18 protein-coding genes are annotated in these 18,172 nt (G+C 38.9%); 4 read left to right on the top strand and 14 right to left on the bottom strand.

Annotated elements, in window-relative coordinates; translation table 11 throughout:
- Nucleotide 1: 1 nt before the first annotated feature.
- The 6 genes from pepF to AC3ISB_RS06390 form a co-directional block, all read right to left on the bottom strand.
- On the bottom strand, nucleotides 2-1,819 hold the full coding sequence (gene pepF, locus AC3ISB_RS06415) for an oligoendopeptidase F (protein ID WP_489275853.1): 1,818 nt from the start codon (nucleotides 1,817-1,819) through the stop codon (nucleotides 2-4).
- Nucleotides 1,820-2,011: 192 nt separating this feature from the next.
- Nucleotides 2,012-3,220 (bottom strand): competence protein CoiA, encoded by a 1,209-nt coding sequence (locus tag AC3ISB_RS06410; protein WP_489275852.1) that lies wholly within the window; start codon nucleotides 3,218-3,220, stop codon nucleotides 2,012-2,014.
- Between the two features lie 93 nt (nucleotides 3,221-3,313).
- Nucleotides 3,314-4,822 (bottom strand): cardiolipin synthase, encoded by a 1,509-nt coding sequence (cls, locus tag AC3ISB_RS06405; RefSeq protein ID WP_480339990.1) that lies wholly within the window; start codon nucleotides 4,820-4,822, stop codon nucleotides 3,314-3,316.
- A 119-nt stretch (nucleotides 4,823-4,941) separates the two neighbouring features.
- Nucleotides 4,942-5,610 (bottom strand): adaptor protein MecA, encoded by a 669-nt coding sequence (mecA, locus tag AC3ISB_RS06400; protein ID WP_098371288.1) that lies wholly within the window; start codon nucleotides 5,608-5,610, stop codon nucleotides 4,942-4,944.
- 494 nt (nucleotides 5,611-6,104) lie between these two features.
- Nucleotides 6,105-6,500, bottom strand: coding sequence for a transcriptional regulator SpxA (gene spxA / locus AC3ISB_RS06395; protein WP_034314502.1), 396 nt, complete (start codon nucleotides 6,498-6,500; stop codon nucleotides 6,105-6,107).
- Nucleotides 6,501-7,401: 901 nt separating this feature from the next.
- Entirely contained in the window at nucleotides 7,402-7,983 is a 582-nt protein-coding gene (locus tag AC3ISB_RS06390) for a GNAT family N-acetyltransferase (RefSeq protein ID WP_098371290.1), read from the bottom strand.
- 96 nt (nucleotides 7,984-8,079) lie between these two features.
- Here AC3ISB_RS06390 and AC3ISB_RS06385 point away from each other — a divergent pair, with 96 nt between their 5' ends.
- Entirely contained in the window at nucleotides 8,080-8,268 is a 189-nt protein-coding gene (locus tag AC3ISB_RS06385; RefSeq protein WP_098371291.1) for a hypothetical protein, read from the top strand.
- 51 nt (nucleotides 8,269-8,319) lie between these two features.
- On the opposite strand, the gene AC3ISB_RS06380 is transcribed toward AC3ISB_RS06385, so the two are convergent.
- Complete coding sequence (locus AC3ISB_RS06380; protein ID WP_489276872.1) at nucleotides 8,320-9,465, bottom strand: putative glycoside hydrolase; 1,146 nt, start codon at nucleotides 9,463-9,465, stop codon at nucleotides 8,320-8,322.
- Nucleotides 9,466-10,038: 573 nt separating this feature from the next.
- Between AC3ISB_RS06380 and trpS the strand changes: the two genes are divergently transcribed.
- A complete protein-coding gene (gene trpS, locus AC3ISB_RS06375) occupies nucleotides 10,039-11,025 on the top strand; it encodes a tryptophan--tRNA ligase (protein ID WP_098371292.1) in 987 nt (328 codons plus the stop codon).
- Between the two features lie 34 nt (nucleotides 11,026-11,059).
- Here the strand turns inward: trpS and AC3ISB_RS06370 are convergent, their stop codons facing one another.
- From AC3ISB_RS06370 to AC3ISB_RS06355, 4 genes are all read right to left on the bottom strand, one after another.
- Complete coding sequence (locus AC3ISB_RS06370; protein WP_034314514.1) at nucleotides 11,060-11,815, bottom strand: YjbA family protein; 756 nt, start codon at nucleotides 11,813-11,815, stop codon at nucleotides 11,060-11,062.
- Between the two features lie 108 nt (nucleotides 11,816-11,923).
- Complete coding sequence (locus tag AC3ISB_RS06365) at nucleotides 11,924-12,694, bottom strand: DUF2268 domain-containing putative Zn-dependent protease (protein WP_480339989.1); 771 nt, start codon at nucleotides 12,692-12,694, stop codon at nucleotides 11,924-11,926.
- A 138-nt stretch (nucleotides 12,695-12,832) separates the two neighbouring features.
- Nucleotides 12,833-14,071, bottom strand: a complete 1,239-nt coding sequence (gene fabF, locus AC3ISB_RS06360) for a beta-ketoacyl-ACP synthase II (RefSeq protein ID WP_098371294.1) — start codon at nucleotides 14,069-14,071, stop codon at nucleotides 12,833-12,835.
- A gap of 50 nt (nucleotides 14,072-14,121) precedes the next feature.
- A complete protein-coding gene (locus AC3ISB_RS06355) occupies nucleotides 14,122-15,057 on the bottom strand; it encodes a beta-ketoacyl-ACP synthase III (protein WP_098371295.1) in 936 nt (311 codons plus the stop codon).
- 194 nt (nucleotides 15,058-15,251) lie between these two features.
- On the opposite strand from AC3ISB_RS06355, the gene AC3ISB_RS06350 reads away from it, so the two are divergent.
- Nucleotides 15,252-15,473, top strand: coding sequence for a hypothetical protein (locus tag AC3ISB_RS06350; protein ID WP_339201520.1), 222 nt, complete (start codon nucleotides 15,252-15,254; stop codon nucleotides 15,471-15,473).
- Nucleotides 15,474-15,514: 41 nt separating this feature from the next.
- On the opposite strand, the gene AC3ISB_RS06345 is transcribed toward AC3ISB_RS06350, so the two are convergent.
- The 3 genes from AC3ISB_RS06345 to AC3ISB_RS06335 all read right to left on the bottom strand — a co-directional run bounded on the left by AC3ISB_RS06345 (nucleotide 15,515) and on the right by AC3ISB_RS06335 (nucleotide 17,635).
- Entirely contained in the window at nucleotides 15,515-15,697 is a 183-nt protein-coding gene (locus AC3ISB_RS06345) for a ComZ family protein (RefSeq protein ID WP_098371297.1), read from the bottom strand.
- Between the two features lie 282 nt (nucleotides 15,698-15,979).
- On the bottom strand, nucleotides 15,980-16,810 hold the full coding sequence (locus AC3ISB_RS06340) for a Rossmann-fold NAD(P)-binding domain-containing protein (protein WP_480339988.1): 831 nt from the start codon (nucleotides 16,808-16,810) through the stop codon (nucleotides 15,980-15,982).
- Nucleotides 16,811-16,912: 102 nt separating this feature from the next.
- Nucleotides 16,913-17,635, bottom strand: coding sequence for an alpha/beta fold hydrolase (locus tag AC3ISB_RS06335; protein WP_480339987.1), 723 nt, complete (start codon nucleotides 17,633-17,635; stop codon nucleotides 16,913-16,915).
- 296 nt (nucleotides 17,636-17,931) lie between these two features.
- Between AC3ISB_RS06335 and AC3ISB_RS06330 the strand changes: the two genes are divergently transcribed.
- The gene (locus AC3ISB_RS06330; protein WP_098371300.1) at nucleotides 17,932-18,123 is read left to right on the top strand and encodes a YjzD family protein; all 192 of its coding nucleotides are present in this window, start codon (nucleotides 17,932-17,934) and stop codon (nucleotides 18,121-18,123) included.
- Nucleotides 18,124-18,172 lie beyond the last annotated feature (49 nt).

Below are 18,172 nucleotides of genomic sequence, written 5' to 3'. Positions count from 1 at the left end.
CCTATTTATTCAAAAGCTCTTCCAACTCATTTAATTTTTCTTCGAATACATTCATGGCTTCTTGTACAGGTTCGGCTTTAGTCATATCGACGCCAGCCTTTTTGAGCACTTCAATCGGATAATCGGAACTTCCTGACTTCAAGAACTCCAGATACCTTTTGACAGCAGGCTCTCCTTCTTCAAGGATTTGCTTGCTCAATGCTGTTGCTGCACTGATTCCAGTTGCATATTGATAAACATAGTAATTATAGTAGAAGTGTGGAATGCGCGCCCATTCCAAACCGATTTCTTCATCAATGGTCACGTTCTCTCCAAAGTATTTCTTGTTCAGCTCATAATATTCCTTAGTAAGCATATCCGCTGTCAACGCTTCCCCATTTTGAGCTTTTAAATGAATCGTATGTTCAAACTCTGCAAACATCGTTTGCCGGAACAATGTGCCGCGGAAACCTTCCAGGTAATGATTCAATAAATAGATGCGTTTCTTTTCATCTTCGATTGAATTCAGTAAATAATCGTTCAACAAGTTTTCATTACAAGTCGATGCAACTTCCGCTACAAATATGGAATAATTCCCGTATGGATATGGCTGATATTTACGTGTATAGTAGCTATGAACCGAATGCCCAAATTCATGAACGAGCGTGAATAAGTTATTGACGTTATTTTGCCAGTTCATTAAAATATAAGGATTCGTCCCATATGTACCAGAAGAATAGGCACCGCTTCGTTTCCCTTTGTTTTCATGCACATCGACCCAACGGTTTTCAAATCCCTCTTTCAAAACGTTCAAATAGTCCTCCCCAAGCGGAGCAAGACCTTTAAGGACATAATCTTTGGCATCGTCATATGTCACTTCCATCTTCACTTCTTTAACAAGAGGAGTGAATAGATCGTACATATGAAGTTCATCTAATTGCAGTACTTTTTTACGTAAATCAAGATAACGGTGCAGTAATGGCAAGTTGTCATTGACCGTTTTAACGAGATTATCGTATACGGTCTCCGGAATGTTATTATTACTTAACGCCGCTTGGCGTGCTGATTCATATTTTCGAACCGTGGCATTGAAGTTGTGGTTTTTCACCTCACCTGACAGGGTTGAAGCAAATGTATTACGGAACTCTCCATACTTGCTGTATACCCCTTTAAATGCCTCCTCACGTACACGGCGATCTTCACTCTCAAGAAAACTGATATACCTTCCGTGAGTAATTTCCACTTCATTTCCCTCTTCATCCTTGATGGTCGGGAATTTCAAATCGGCATTGTTAAGCATTCCGAAAGTATTGCCCGATGCATCAAGTACTTCTGATGCTTGCGCCAATAATTCTTCCTGCTCTGCAGATAAAATATGGGGTCTCTGAAGATTAATTTCCTCTAAAGAATGTTTGTATAATTTCAGATCTTCTTTTTCTTCCAAAAACCCTTCCACTTTGTTTTCATCAATACTCAATAGTTCAGGAACCATAAATGAAAACACAGCCGCTGCCTGGGCGTATAAAGCTTTTGCCCGATCCTCCATCCCTTGATAAAAAGGATTGGTTGTATCTTGATCATTACGCATATGTGAATAAGAATAAACTTTCCCTAGCTTCTCGAATACCTCATCTTGGAGTTGAAGGGCCGCAAATAATTTTTCTGCGCTTTCTCCCAACGTCCCTTTATGTCCCTCCGCTTTCTTGAGGTCTTCTTTTACCGCTTTGAAGGCAGCTTCCCAATCTTCCTCGGTTGCGAAGATATCTTCCAGTCTCCAAGTATCTTCAGGAGCTATTTCACTTCTTGAAGGTAATGTATTCGCTTTTGTTTCCTGTGCCATAAAAAAATTCCTCCCCATTCTATAGAAACTTGCCATTGGGCTAACTCGTTAAACCGGATCGAACGCTGCAATACTTCATTCGGCGTTCATTCTTTCTTAAAGTTTTCTTAATTCCCAGTTCTTATTACTATTTCTCCATTAACAAAAATAATCCTGCCCTTTCATCTGAATTCAAGATAAATAGAGATGTTATCACTGATTATACTGGATATTCTCCTTTTCCATCATCAATTTATGCTTATCATAGAAATTTTTTTCCAAAATTTGAGCTTGATCACTGGTGAAGGGAAGGGTAATTTCCCTTTCAACTTTAAAAACCCCTTCTTTCAGCTTTGATAGATAACCAAATTGCTCCAAAAGCATGATATATTGACCTACAGGATACTCGATGGGTTTCTCATGAAGCAATGGCAACGGTCTGAACTTTATTTCCCCTTTTTTTGAACGCTTTCTAAAAATATGGATAATATCAGCCATAAAAATCTTTTCCCCTGTTCTTTTCTCTTGAAACACATCCATGTATAACCATGCCTGCCATTCGATTGAGGCTGTTTCGATCAACAGCATCCCTCTGACGGGAACACCCACTTCAATTGGAAGTGTCGCAGGTGAAATATGATGTAAATATAGCCCTTCGAAAAAAGGATCGCATCTCCGTGCTGTTTTCATTCGATGAAGGGACCAGCCATTTCGTTTATATCTCCATGCAGGCAGAAAAGGGAATCGAAAGCAGTTTTGGGGCAATGCCCGACTAGGGGGAAGGAGCTTTAAAGAAGCTGTTGTCAATTCGGCAAAGACGGTTCTGGGGGTAAAAGGAGTGAGGTTTTTCAATACTGATAAATGATCAGTTTCCGGACAATACATCCAAAGAAAAGGATGATGGAAGCTGCCGGTGACGAAGAGCCAGTGGAAGCGGGATAAACTGAATTCATACAAACTTTTCCTTTTTAAGCGTTTTGCTGCGAGAATCCAAATTGGCTTGATGCCTATGCTTTGATAGGCTTTTGTCCTTTCCATGAATTCAACCTCTGGGATAACTGAGCATTGAAATTCTATTGCATAGCGATTACCTCCTATCACAGCTAAAATATCAGCCCTTTTCTTAATTTCAGGAAGGTAGGCTTCTAAATCCACTTGATAACCATGTGATAAGAACCACTGAAACAATTTTCTTTTTCCCATTAAATGATAGGCGGATTCCGGTTCTGAAGAAGCGCGGCATGACGAACTATTTTTATGGGCGAAATGCGGGATCCTGACTTTTCCCGCTTTGATGGTCATTTCCATCTTGCAGCATGGACAGTAATAATCTGCTGACTTTCTCCATTCATCAATCACGTTTGCCGGTATCTTTTCAGGGAGGGTAATCCATGTCCCATCCTTCTTTATCGCAGTTAGCATACATCTCCTCCTCACCCACTACATTCGCCTGTTTCGCTTAGGATTCCTTTTAATCCGCAAAAAAAAATGCCTGATCGGCATAAGAGAAAGTATCTAAAGAAGGGGTGAAAGCAATCGGCAAGTGGACTCCAAAACTTTCAAACCGAAATTCCGTTTGGAAAACGCATCAATCTCCACTTCTTGGGATACCTTTATATCTTCCAAAAAATCATTCACCAGCTGCTGAGTACTTTCCGTCCGGTAGAGAAAAGCATTGACTTCGAAATTCAGGTTAAAGCTTCTCATATCCATATTGGTTGTCCCAATTGATGCCAATTGTTCATCCACGATGATGATTTTACTGTGCATGAAGCCTTCATTATATTGGAATATACGAGCTCCGGAAGCAAGTAATTCGGGAAAATAAGTTCTCGAAGCATGAAATACGATACGTTTATCGGGGTTCTTCGGGACGAGCAGCCGGACATCCAAACCACTTAAAGCAGCCACCTTCAATGCTTGTAAGATATCGTCATCAGGAACGAAATACGGGGAGGCTATCCAGACGGACTTTTCTGCTGAAGTGATCATCTTAAAAAAAATGCTTTTAATGATCGTCCACTCACTATCAGGTCCGCCGCCAATCAATTGAATTCCGCCATGTCCGTGATGGTTCGGCAGTCCGGCCATGAGATATTCATCACTTAAAAAACTAGTATTGGTGCTATAATACCAATCCTGCAGAAATATGAGCTGTAAAGTCCTGACCGCTTCCCCCTTTATGATAAGGTGCGTATCCCGCCAAGAACCGAATTTCCGATCTTGTCCCAAATATTCATCCCCAATATTGAGACCGCCGATGAAACCGACAGAGCCATCTATCACAATTATTTTACGATGGTTACGAAAGTTGAATTTATTATTTAATAAAGGGAGATGCAACGGACCAAAGGCCACCATTTCGGCTCCCGCATTCTTCAGCTCATCGATATAAGAGCGTGCTAATTTCCAAGAACCAACCGCATCATAGAGAAATCGGACCTCTACCCCTTCTTTTACTTTTTGTATCAAGATGTCTTTTAACAGTCCGCCAATGCGGTCATCCCTAACAATATAATATTCTAAATGAATATGATGTCTGGCTTTTTTTAATTCTTCGATGATATTGGAAAATGTCTCCTCACCATTCCTTAAAACCCGGGTTTCAGTCTGAAATGAAATAGGGCTATTCCCCAGCCTATTTGCAAGAGTGATTAACTGCTGAGGGTTCTCGCCCATTTCCTTAATTCGTTCATTATAATCCGCTTCGCCGCTTATTTTCACGAAACTCTGTTTGTCCAAAAAGTACTTCTTGCGAAATATCCTCTCTTTCCGAAAATTACGGCCAAACAAAAAGTAAAAAATGAAACCGATGAATGGGAAAGCGCCAAAAACAACAAGCCATGTTATGGTCTGGATGGGATCTCGGTTTTCCAGGAAAATGTTGAATCCAATTATCACCAAGAAAATGGTCAATATAAGACTAGAATAAAAAATCAGCCCGCCATCGACGCCATTTATTAGAAAATGCCATGAACTGACCAACAAGAGAATAAGCAGACCGACGCCAACTATATTCTTCACCTAGACTACCTCCAATTAACAAACAAACACAGGCATATTTGAAAAACCTCCATGCTAAGGCAAAAAACACTTAATCTTGGACGAAAAGGCCGATTTCTACTGAAATCGGCCTCAACAGTCTATGCGAAATATTTATCGACCGTTGTGAATACATCATTTTCGATAACTATCTTCCCGTACTCTTCAAGCATGTGCACCGTTATAGGTGACTCCTGACTATATTCCAATAAAAGACTTAAAACATTATCGATTTCTTCCTCATCAATCTCCGCCTCGGAAAATTCGATATAAAGATAATATTTATTCTGATAAACATAAAGTTTTGTTGTCCAGTCATCCAAGCCATGACGCTTGCTTAATGAAATGACATCTTCAAAATCCTCGAAAGTCGTGATGAATTCAATTATACCATCCTCGAATGTCATACCGCTTTCTTCATCTTTACCATGAAAATGTTGATCAAGAAGCGTATCCATCTTGTCTGATACATTCAAATCCCTTAACTTATCATCTGAAAGAGGCAGCTCGAGTTTCTGACCATCTTTGGCAAGCTGGGCTTTTGTGACCAAAACTTCCAAGCCTTTTTCAAGGGCTTGAACTTGAATCCATAAGGGTCCTTCAATCATGAATTCTTCTTCTTGATGCACTTCATCCATCATTTCCCAAAAAAGTTCCTCACTTCGCTCGCGGCTGTACCAAATTTCTTCGCGATCAAAGCCTCTTTCCTCAATATCTATATAGGAAATATAAAATTTAACTGTATCGTCATTAATGCGTTCGATTTCCATGATTCCCCTCTCCCTTCCTTTCTCATTTTGAAGGGATAATAACCCCCAAGCGAAAATTGCTCTTAAAAGCTCTTTACCCGTAAGTGAATACTGTAAATCATGATAGTCATTAAAACAGACTATTTTACATCATTTTATGACAAAACCTTGAAGAAGGGAAATAAAAAACATTACTTATCTAAAAAACAATTGTTTGCCTAATATTCCATTCATTCTATAAAATAATTCATCCTCATGCAACTATCCTAATGCTTTATTCAATTTTAATCTTACTGCCATTAATGCCTTATTATATACACAGAATGATGAGCTTCATTCTTTATTTTTTCTTTAAATGATGACAGGTTCAAGGGACCTTCTGCAAATCCAAAACGTCTGCTGTCGCCTAAGGATTCTTTTATGTTCCCCTTCATTAAGTTAAAAAAATCAGCGGAAAATCGTTATGTATAAAGAAAAAGCCCTGCACATTTCCTGGCAGAGCTTGAAAGACCTTATTAGTTGACCATACGTTGTGCTTCCCGTAACTGGAAGGTACGGACTTTACGTGGTAAAAAGCGTCTTATCTCATCTTCATTATAACCAACTTGAAGCCGTTTCTCGTCAAGGATAATTGGACGTCTCAACAGACCTGGATTCTCCTTGATCAATTTATATAATTCTTGAAGAGGCAGGCTCTCTAAATTTACATTTAACTTTTGGAAAGTTTTTGACCGTGTTGAAATGATTTCATCGGTTCCATCTTCTGTCATTCGAAGAATTTCTTTAATCTCATCAATCGTTAACGGTTCTGAAAAAATGTTTCTTTCTTTATATCCAATCTCATGTTCCTCTAACCATGCTTTTGCTTTTCTGCATGAAGTACAACTAGGTGATGTATATAATGTTACCATGTTTACTCACACTCCCTAAATATAGAATCGGTGATCTATGAGGGGAAATCTACTATTAGTATTCATAAGTACCACTCTAATTTGAAATAATTTTAAATAAGTATTTCATTTTCTTTATTATACACTAATTTATTTAAAATGAATACCCTTTTTGATATTTGGAAAAATCCTTTTAAACTTCTAGTTTAGCCTGTACTATAGCTTTTTCCGTTTTTTATGTAATACATTAAAACCGCTTTTTCTAATTGAAAATACCTACCTACCATTCTCATTTAACTCTCATTACGGCCCTCATGATTTTTTAAATAACTCGTTACTTTTATTTACCCCCAATCTTTTTCAATAAACAAGATCATGTTAATATATTTTCTTTAATCAAATGCAAATTCCTCCTTTTACATTAAAAACCATTCTTTTAGCACATATATTTCCAAAAGTAAAAAGATAATTCGAAAGAATCAGCGATAAGGGAGCATTCTACCATCCAAGAAGTTATAGAAATTCATTTTACCGTAAAATATGAACAATAAGAAAAGACAGATTGCCTACAGTCTAAAAAACGATCCAGTTGTTTTCAGAAATCCGCTCCCTTTCCGCCGACTGTGGGGTCTTGGCGGAGCCAGTTTTTCGGCAGGAGTGTCGCAAATTTCTTCACTCTAGTGTGGGTTTCATCCCATATTAATCATGAGGGGAACCAAACCTTCTTTTAAAATCATGGTTCGGGGTTCGAAGCTTCCTTTTATTGACAAATTTTAAGAAAAGACAGTTTGCCTCAATTTTCAAAAAATGTTCCGGTTGTTTTCTGCTGGAACACTTTTTCGACCGTTCACGCAATTTTTTTCCTTTACTGTACTTTTTTCGACAAATTAAAAAGGGCCGGTGAAACAACCGGCCCTTTTTCTCAAATTTGCACCTCTTTAAAAATATCCGTTTCCTGACCTGCATTCAAGCTTAGTACATCCTCTACATCTTGATAAGATTTCCCATAAAGATCATCATCTTTGTAAGTATGGATTTCAGAATAAATCTCTTTCATGAAATCAAATACGTCTTCTTCATCAACAGATGGGTTTGCAGGCCAATATAAGATTTCCATAGGCGTATCCTCCTTGGTGGCAAGCGATTTTCGGCTGTAGGAAATCGAAGAGGCGTGCCGGAATCCTTCCCTTTTATAAAATTTCAGCCTTTTAAATGTGTCATCATCATTTTCTTGTACTGGTTCTACTTCCAGCAAGATCGTTTTCTGCTTTTTTTGCAATTTTTGAATCAATTTCCTCCCTAGTCCCTGCCCCCTTGTTTTCTTAGATACAAAAAGGTAATCAACGAATATAAACTCTTCCCCTTCCACATACAATAAAACATGGTCGGGACCTTCATCTTTTTTATAAATTTCCTGTTTATCTTCTAAAAGAACTTCTATATGTTCTTTGGACTTCATTTCTTCAATAGGGAAATACTGATTTAGCTTTTCATACCAATTCATAATTTAATCTCCTCATTTGCTAGTTTATACTTTCCAGATTATTTCTTATCCACTACAATGGAACTTGAATAGCTTGAAAATATTAGGAGGGTTTTGATGGTCAATTACTTTTTGGACTTTTTTTTAGTCGCTGCTTGCGTTATTGGCATTACAGCTGTGAATGGCGTTGTGACGAATGGCATCGGCGAAAAATGGTTTGGCGGGAAACGTCACTCTCATATTTTCGATCAATCGAAACGAATTCAGTCAGGGTGGAGTCAAGTTGGCGGGAATAAAAAGCGGTAATTCAGAGAGAATATGGATGACCGGAAGAATCTTCCTAGGTCATCCTTTTTTTCATGGGGTATAGTCTACTCCCTTTGTATATCGATTTGCTGCATTCCATAACAAGTATTCATCAATACCATTGTCATTCAATGCTTTTATTTGGGCTTCCACTTCTTCCTTACCATACCTTTGGTAATTCCCCTCTCCTAAATATGAGGCAGTAAAATCTTGTAACCAAGGTCTTGAAGTAGGTGGTGTTTTTAATTCCTTCAGCTTCCCGTTTTCTAATTTCGCATATTCCTTAACGAGATTATAAGGCTCCAAATCAGGCTTATCGATACCAAAATAAGATGTCCAGTGACTCGGATAGATCATCGAGGAAATTACATCAACATTCTCAGAAATTTTTGTAAAGTTTTGCCCAATTCCGGGAGCTTCAGGCAATGTAGCCGCATATCCAAAAATATCCACTGACACTTCCACACCATATGGCTCCAGTTGTTTCCTCGCATAACTCACGAAATCTGTCACTGCCTGAACCCTTTTGGCTGTATTACTCACTTTCGCTTCATCATATTCACCTACATCATATTTCAAATCATCTTCTTTATTTTCGAATCCTTCGGGGAAACGGACATAGTCAAATTGAATTTCTTTAAAACCCATCTTTGCCGCTTCAATGGCAATACCGACATTATAATCCCACACCTCTTTTAAGAATGGGTTAACGAAGGCTTCCCCTCGACCATTCTTCCATACCTTTTCTCCATCTAAAAAAGACAATTCAGGCTTCTCTTTGGCCAAATGGGAGTCTTTAAAGACGACTACCCTTGCAATTGGATAAATCTGTTTATCCTCAAATTTTTTCAGCATTGACCTTGGGTTTTTTATGTAGTCTTTACCGATCCCTGCATATGGAGAATCGGGATCTTCGGGTTTATACGTAACGTTCCCCCTGTCATCCTTAATGTCAATGACCATCGCATTCAAATCGGTTTCATCTACATATTTAATAAGCTCATTCAATTTATTGCCACCCGCTGCAGGCCCTGTCACATATATTCCGCGCACAGCATCCGGATAGTCAAATTTCAACCCCGAATCAAAAACAAAACGCGGTACGTTCACAGGCAATTCTTTATTTTCTAATGCCACCTGCCTGGTTTCGTTCATGCTTTGCGCATGAACTGGCTGTTGAATCAGGAATATGCACATACCTGTCATCAACCATTTACACATTGGTTTCATTTTCTCCACCTCATTCGCCATCAGTCATCAATATTCAACAAATATAATAAACCCCTTTCTTTAATACCACAAACAATTAACTTTACTCCTATATATTATAAATAATTAAAAAAACTGCCTTACAATGTTTCAACCTTAAGAATACGTTCATAATCCTGTATTCCCTTGTGAGTATCCTTCCCTAAAATGGTCTGCTCATTGTGATATATGTTAAACGGTTTGATTTTCCTTGAACCCTTCATTTCTCCCATATCAAAAAAAAGAAACGGAAAATCCTTTCTATTGGCTTGATTGCCGTTTCGATTATACATTTAATATGAATAAATGCTAAAATACAGTATAGTGGACATTTCGTATTCTCAGAATGGCATCGATACAGGACAAAACGGCCCTCCACAAGATTTTAATGAGCGTTTTTCCCCATCACAGGGGCACGCACATTTCTTTCAAAGAAAGTGGATTCATTTTCTATTTATCCTTACAATAATGAAGAGCGAATATCCATTTATCAATAAACGTATTTAGAGGAGTGACTAGCAGTTGAAAAGGATTTTCTCCGGCATTCAGCCATCCGGTTCCGTTACTTTAGGAAATTACATCGGAGCCATGAAACAATTCGTTAACTTACAAAATGAATATGAATGTTTCTTTTGTATTGTTGACCAGCATGCAATTACAGTTCCACAAGATCGCATTAAGTTAAGGAAAAACATTAAAACATTGGCCGCTTTATATTTGGCCATTGGTTTGGATCCTGAAAAGAATACCATCTTCATTCAATCAGAAGTACCTGCGCATGCTCAGGCAGGCTGGATTTTACAAAGTATATCCTATATAGGGGAACTTGAGAGAATGACGCAATTTAAGGACAAATCCGCTGGCAAAGAAGGGGTATCCGCAGCACTGCTTACATACCCGCCGCTGATGGCTGCCGATATTCTCCTTTATAGTACAGATGTGGTTCCTGTCGGGGAAGATCAAAGACAGCATCTTGAATTGACACGCGATTTGGCTGAACGGTTCAATAAAAAGCATAATGACATTTTTAAAATTCCGGAAATCAGCCTCCCTACAGAAGGGGCCCGTATCATGTCCCTTCAGGAACCAACCAAGAAAATGAGCAAATCTGATCCTAATAAAAAGGCAACGATTGCCTTATTGGATGATCCGAAGCAAATCGAAAAAAACATCAAAAGCGCAGTTACCGATTCGGAAGGAATTGTCCGTTATGATAAGGAAAACAAAGCGGGTGTTTCCAACCTGATGTCCATATACTCCATCTTCAGTGGAAAATCCTATTCAGAAATTGAAGAGATGTATGAAGGTAAAGGTTATGGTGACTTTAAAAGTGATTTGGCTGAGGTGGTTCTTGGAGAAATCCTACCAATCCAGGAACGCTTTAATGAATTGATCGATTCGCCTGAATTGGATGAGATTCTGGACCGCGGTGCAGAAAAGGCGAATATTGAAGCCAATAAAATGATCAGAAAAATGTATAATGGCATGGGACTTGGCAGAAAGAGATAAAAAAAGACGATCCTCATCGGATCGTCTTTTTTGTTCATAATATCGATGGGCTATCGCCGGCCTCCACTTGCCAAAGCTTTTCAAAAAAAGGCTGCCCCTTCACAAGGTTTTCACAAAGTTGAAGATGCTTCTCTGACCAGCCTTCCTTCATTTCTTCATATAACTCAAGCCAAGCTATCTGAAAATCCATTTCTTGAATGCTTTCATATTTCTCAGGGGCCCATTCTGTATACCAATAGCGGATTTCAGCTGTGTTTTTCGCAGTGAATAATTGGTCCATGGCCATGAATAGCAATTGCTTAAGCTGTCTTTCTTTTCTTGTCAAACCGTTCATGAATAAGGGAGACGGCGACAAAATATGATATTCTTTCTCAGATGTAGGTTTTTCAGTAAAGGTGTAATCCATCTCATCATGGTTTTCTATCATGTCATAAACAATTTGTTCCTGCCGGGGAATTATTCTGCTTTTCCTAATCGGAATATGATAACCTATCGTATCAACAGCTAAAATTCCATTTCCATCAGTCACGATAAAACAATAGTCAAGCTGAATTCTTTCATGATTTTTCCTTGCATATGCTTTTTGATAAACATCATTGAGCAATGGCTTAGGTAATTCTGACAAGTCGTTCTCTATGTAGTGGAACAATGTTGATGACACTTTCAACAAAGGAACTTGATCTAGTAGTTCGATCCCGTCATCCTTCCTCCATTCATGAAAATGACAAATATTATAGCCGTTTTCTTCTCCTTCAAACCAGTTAACCCATACATCATGAAGATATAGCATCATTCATCCCTCACTTAAACAAATTTCTGTTTGTCAATCAGTATAGGCAGGAACCATACAATTTATTCCTATTCTAGAAAACAGATTAAGAAAAAAAGAACGTATATATTAACTCTTTTTTGATAAGAATTCTTCAGATTGGATAATGAATGATCTTTTCACAGAGAGCTTTTCAAAATTTTTCACCAGGTAATAGCCACTACAGTATCCAAGCATATACGGATATCCTTTCGTCCCAAGGAGAAGTGCATCATGAAGAGGATCTGTACGTTTTATCATGTGCTTTTCCTCTAAATGCTTGTTCCAAAATTCCCGTAGTTTATCTTCCTGATATAACTTAGTCCATTTCGCTAAAAATTTTGTTCCTAAATATTTTCCCACCGTTCTTTCCGCCAGTCCTTCCATGATCATCGTATCCAGGAGAGTGTATTCTTTTTCGTCCTTTTTCAAATGATGCAGACGGCAAACATGATGATATTCATGAATCAACAGGGCCTCCATTTCCTTTTCGGCCATCCCCGTGCCGTAAAAAAGGAATAGTTTATCTTTAAATGCCAACCCTGACTTCGTTTCAACTTTTTTATTCCATATCCCTGAAGACATGAGCGGAAAAATATATATGGGAACATCAGGCCCTCCCCAAAGCTTCTTATAGGCTGTAAACATGCTTTGAGTTTTTTCCCATGCATTATTTTCTTTTAAGTCTTTCCATGTGAGTTTTGTTTTTTGATTCGGCGAATACATGCCATGCTTTAATAAATGATGATAAATCATGTTCGAATCAAGGGTATTGTTGAATGTACTTTTAAGTCTTTCCATCATCTGTACCGGGCGGTTGAAATCCTTCATCATCCATTCATCGGTTGAAATGACTCCCATTTCCCATACACCTCCGCTTCCTATTGACTATCGTATGATTTTAAGAAGGCGGTTGACACATTTTATATCCCTCGCATTTGCATTTTCCCTTCAAAATAAAAAGAGCAGATCCCAAAGGATCTGCTCTTCCTTCATAACTTATTGATACTTCTTGAAAAGAATGGTTGCGTTATGTCCACCGAATCCAAGTGAATTGCTGATGGCTGCATTGATTTCGCCCTTCCTTGCTTGATTCGGAACATAGTCCAAATCACACTCAGGGTCTGGTGTTTCAATATTGATGGTTGGAGGCAATATGCTGTCCCTTATTGCCTGAATCGTGAATATTGCTTCCACACCGCCTGCTGCCCCTAACATATGGCCTGTCATCGATTTAGTGGAACTTATTGCAAGTTTATTAGCATGGTCGCCAAAGACTTCTTTGACTGCCATCGTTTCGTATTTGTCATTGTATGGCGTACTCGTTCCGTGGGCATTCACATATTGAATGTCTTCCGGATTCAAACCTGCATCCTCAATTGCAATTTTCATTGCTCTTGCCCCGCCTTCTCCACCTGGTGCCGGAGCGGTAATATGGAAGGCATCTCCAGTTGAGCCATAACCAGCTATTTCAGCATAAATCTTGGCTCCTCTATTCAATGCATGTTCAAGATCTTCCAGAACGATAATTCCAGCTCCTTCCCCAATTACGAAACCATCACGATTAAGATCAAAAGGACGGCTAGCCGTTTGTGGATCAGGGTTGGTCGATAAAGCCGTATTTGCACAAAAGCCTGCAACCGACATTTTTGTGATTGGCGCTTCGGCCCCGCCTGTGATCATGACATCGGCATCGCCCCGTTGAATGGCTTTAAACGCATCACCAATTGAATTTGTTCCTGTTGCACAGGCTGTTACCGTACATGAATTGATTCCTTTAGCACCCAGTAAGATAGAAACCTGGCCGGCTGCCATGTCCGGAATCATCATTGGAACGAAAAATGGGCTCACCCGTTTATATCCTCTGTTTAAAAAGTTTTCATGCTGTGTTTCAAGTGTCTCCAGCCCGCCGATACCCGAACCGATCCAGACCCCGACACGTGCAGCATTTTCATCGGTTATTTCCAGCTTGCTATCATTATATGCCATAACGGAAGCTGCAATTGCATAATGGGTAAAACGGTCCATTTTGCGTGCTTCTTTACGATTTATATATGTCTCTATATCAAATTCCTTGATTTCAGCAGCCACTTTAACGGGGAATTCCTCAGCATTCAAACGAGTTAAAGGTCCTATTCCCGATTTCCCCTCGATTATATTCTTCCATCCAGTTTCTGCATCATTACCAACTGGAGAGATTGCTCCAATACCTGTTACAACTACACGGCGTTTAGTCATTAAAAATGGCTCCTTCCTATTTTTAAAGCACTTACGTTTTGCTTCTTCTTTTATTTACCCCACCTAAGAGCGATCGCTCCCCATGTAAGGCCACCACCAAAACCGACCATGACGATTAAGTCATTGTCCTTGATTCTTCCCGCTTCCATTTCTTCCACAAGGGCCATTGGAATGGACGCTGAAGAAGTATTCCCATATTTATGAATCGTTTTTGTCATTTTTTCAAGCGGGAGATCCAATCGTTCCCTTGAGGCTTCCATAATGCGTATGTTTGCTTGATGCGGGACAAGCAGATCCACATCTTCTTTTGTCAAACCAGCTTTGTCCAATACACTCAGGCTGGATTCCCCCATCTGACGGACAGCAAATTTAAATACTTCACGTCCATTCATATGAATGAAATCTCCTTCCTGTAATAAGTGCTTCCCACCGGTTCCATCTGCTCCTAATTCAAAGGAAAGGACTCCTTTGCCTTCAGATACAGGTCCAAGTACAACTGCACCCGCTCCGTCACCAAAAAGTACAGCAGTATTGCGGTCTTCCCAATTGGTTACTTTCGAAAGTTTTTCAACACCGACAATCAACACATGCTTATATGCACCTGACTTAATAAATTGCTGTGCCGTGATCATTGCATACATAAAACCGGCACATGCAGCACTTACATCCATTGCAGCTGCCTTCATCGCTCCCAATTTCTCTTGAATCATGCAAGCGACAGAAGGAAACGACTGATCAGGTGTAACAGTAGCTACAAGAATTAGATCTATCTCTTCAGCAGAAATTTCCGCATTTTTCAATGCAGCTTTTGCGGCTTGATAAGCCATATCTGATGTATCAATATCATCATTTGCAATTCTTCTTTGCTCAATACCCGTCCTAGTCCGGATCCACTCGTCGGAAGTGTCCATAATTTTTTCTAAATCCGCATTTGTAACGATTTTGTCGGGTAAGTAGCGGCCAAGCCCTAGTATTCCAGCATTCATCTTGCCATCCCCTTATATTTTTATGAGTTATTATAATCATCTATTATTACCTGGTACTAATTTTATATAAAAAAAGACTTCCTTGCAAGAGTTAACAGTTTGAAAGGCTAAAGAAATCTCTTTCAGAAGTCGGTCAAGCGCCTATGCCAAGGGAGATTTAGGACATACATTATAAATAAAAGGAGGAATTCATTGTGGACATCTTCAATCGCAACCGCGAAAGAAACCCGGATGATCATTTTTCGAATTTGATGTTTGGCAGGAAGGCTGAACCGGAGCAAGAGGAATCGAAAGTTGATAACATGCAATTGATGGAGAACGTTGAAACATTGATGGGCTTATACAGTCAATACAAACCGACCATTGATAAAATTAATCTGAACCCATTGATTGCCAAGTTCTTGAAAAAAGAATAAAAATATTAAGGCTGCCGTTTAACCGGACAGCCTTCCTTTAATTAACGCTGAGCATCTTGTTTACCAAGCTCATAAGCTTCTTGCATTACGCTTTTAAAGAGCTCCATGAATGGCTCTGCCATCTCCATTGAGAATGTAATCCCGCTTGCTTCAAGCTTCGCTTTAGCCTCTGGGAAGTATTTCATGGCGATCCCCATAAATTCAAGAGTTTTATCTGAACTCATTCGCGTTTCCCCCCTATCTTTTGAATATTCATCCAATTGATCTTTGTGATGCCAAATAAAGCTCAATATTATCATAATTCCACAAGACCCATTCGTAAAGGGCGCACATAGAAAATCATGAATATCTTTTGATGTGAATTCCTATCCTTGAACATTATAGTACAAGACATATAGATTAGAGGCAAATATACAGTTTTGCACTTCCCTAATATCGAAACCTATCGATTTCATATTTTCCCGATCATGCACTTCGCCTTCATATTTGGTTATCGCTCTCCCAAGTCAGTCTCGCTTTCTCCACTTTTTAAGTAAGTTTAATCGTTTATTATGTTTTCTTTGTAGAGCAATGCCTTCTTCCGGTTCCATTTTGCATTGCACTTCAAATATTGTTCCTTTATTGATTTTAGTTGTTGAGTGGGAAGTGAATGAATCCATACTTTCACTAAATATTAACTTGGCACATTTATTCCAATGGTCATCAATACTGCTGCACAATTGGATGTCCCTATCGGAAGAGGAGGTAAGCACTGCTTCCAAAGCGTTAACAAAATCAGTGATATAGAGAGCATCTCCGGTATATTCGGCAGCAATTGCCGCATTGATATCAGACTGTCCAAGCTGATTGATTCCAGCTTCAAAGCTCATGCCTTCCGATTGCCAAGGTCCATAAATCGTCGGTAAAAATATGATTTTCGTAGAATCTATTTCACGAATCGAGCTTAATATGGACTGAAATACACAGACATCTTTTTCAATGGGCATGAAAAGTACGAAATTCGGCGTTTCATCCTTGCCATTTTTGAATTTCTCAATGAATGAAACGATTTCGCCTATCAGAAAATCGATTTTGTCCAATTTTCCGCTTTGAATATCGTAAAGAGATATGAACACCGTGTCCTGCTGTGAAATATCCAATAATTGAAGCTTATTTATCGGAAAGTATATATAATTTGAATTCCTGCCTATTTCAAGTTCCTTTTCTTCCATAATATATTGACTTGCTTCGGAATCAGCCCAATCAATTCCGATTACTTCTTTACCTTGGTTCAAAAAATATTGAGTCACATAGAATCCCACAAATCGATAAGTGCCAATGACAATGTTTGTTTGCATAAATACAGCCTCCTCGTATGCCATCAAGCCCACTTCACCCGGCACGTCTAGTTTTTTTAGATGCTGTATCGTATGCAAACTATTGTAAAAATATATCACTTCTCATAAAATCTCTTCATTCTCATTGAAAAACTTTTGTATTTGATAGGGGATTTTATAACGTTTTTCGGGCAATATATACGTCAGTTGCAAATCTGCTTTCCTAGCCAGCTGGATTTGCCGATAAAGGGAGGCTTGCTCTTTCCGTAAGCTTCCAAAAACCTGAATCACTTTCATGGGGATATTCTCTGCAATAACTGAATCCTCAGTGTCCAGGATATGCTGTTCACATTCTGCTGGATCAAGCTCATATGCAGCAGCAACCTCTGACAGCCACTTTTTAAAGAAGAACTTGTTTTCCTTTTCTTTCTCCAGTTGTGCTTTCAAAGAAAAAACCGGATCAATCAATACGACAGACCGAATTTTATTTCCAAGTTCATTCATTAGCTTTAGGGCAAGTAGTGCGCCTGTCCCCTCTGCCAATATATGAACCCTTTGATTGACTATTTCTTTTTTAATGAAAAGAATATATAGGTTAAGGGAAAGGTCCAGTGCTTTAGGACTGCCCCAGTTGGCTCCGTGAAAATTGGATGAAAATAGCGTGTATCCGTATTCCTTTAAATATTCCAATATCTGCAGCCTGCCAGGATGCTGCAGCCAAAAGCTGCTGTCTTTTTCGACAAAATGACTACGGTCTCCAATTACCATTACGGAAAAACCACTGGGCCGCTCTGGATAATAGATGATATTCCATTGCTCATCAATTTGAAAAGTTCGTTGTTCCATCGTTCAAACTCCTTTAAGGAATATTACTACTACTATATTAATTTATGAAGAAAAATAGAAAGGGTCAGTGGAAACGCCTAACTTCTTATCTTAAATTAACCAAGCATGGACGATTTTTGTTTTAATTCCCCCCTATGATTTCCCATTTAGGGTTTGGAACCAACTTGTCTGCCGGAAAAAGTTCTCTTATGATTTAATGTATTGAATTATTTAAAGGTTATTATTAAAAACACGTTTTAACTGTATATTAATTATGGTAAGATAAAAATGAATGTAGTGGAATGAGGTGAAATTCGATGCGTTATGCTTGGGCAATTTTTTGGACATTCTTATTAGTGCATATGACTGTATATGTTGTTTCTTCCATGATCGGACTTTCATACGATGCTGCGCAGGGAACGATTCTAGGATTAGCTGCTGCTATCCTGATTCTTATCATCCCTGCTATCTTGCCTGCCGGGCCAGCTAAAGACTCTCATCAACATTAAGAAGAAGCAAAAGAGGACATCCTTTTTAGGATGTCCTTTTTGTTATACC

The sequence above is a fragment of the Peribacillus sp. GL_122 genome (genome assembly GCF_057835005.1).
Note: the sequence above shows the minus strand (reverse complement) of the source record. Positions and strands in the feature narration are given on the sequence as shown.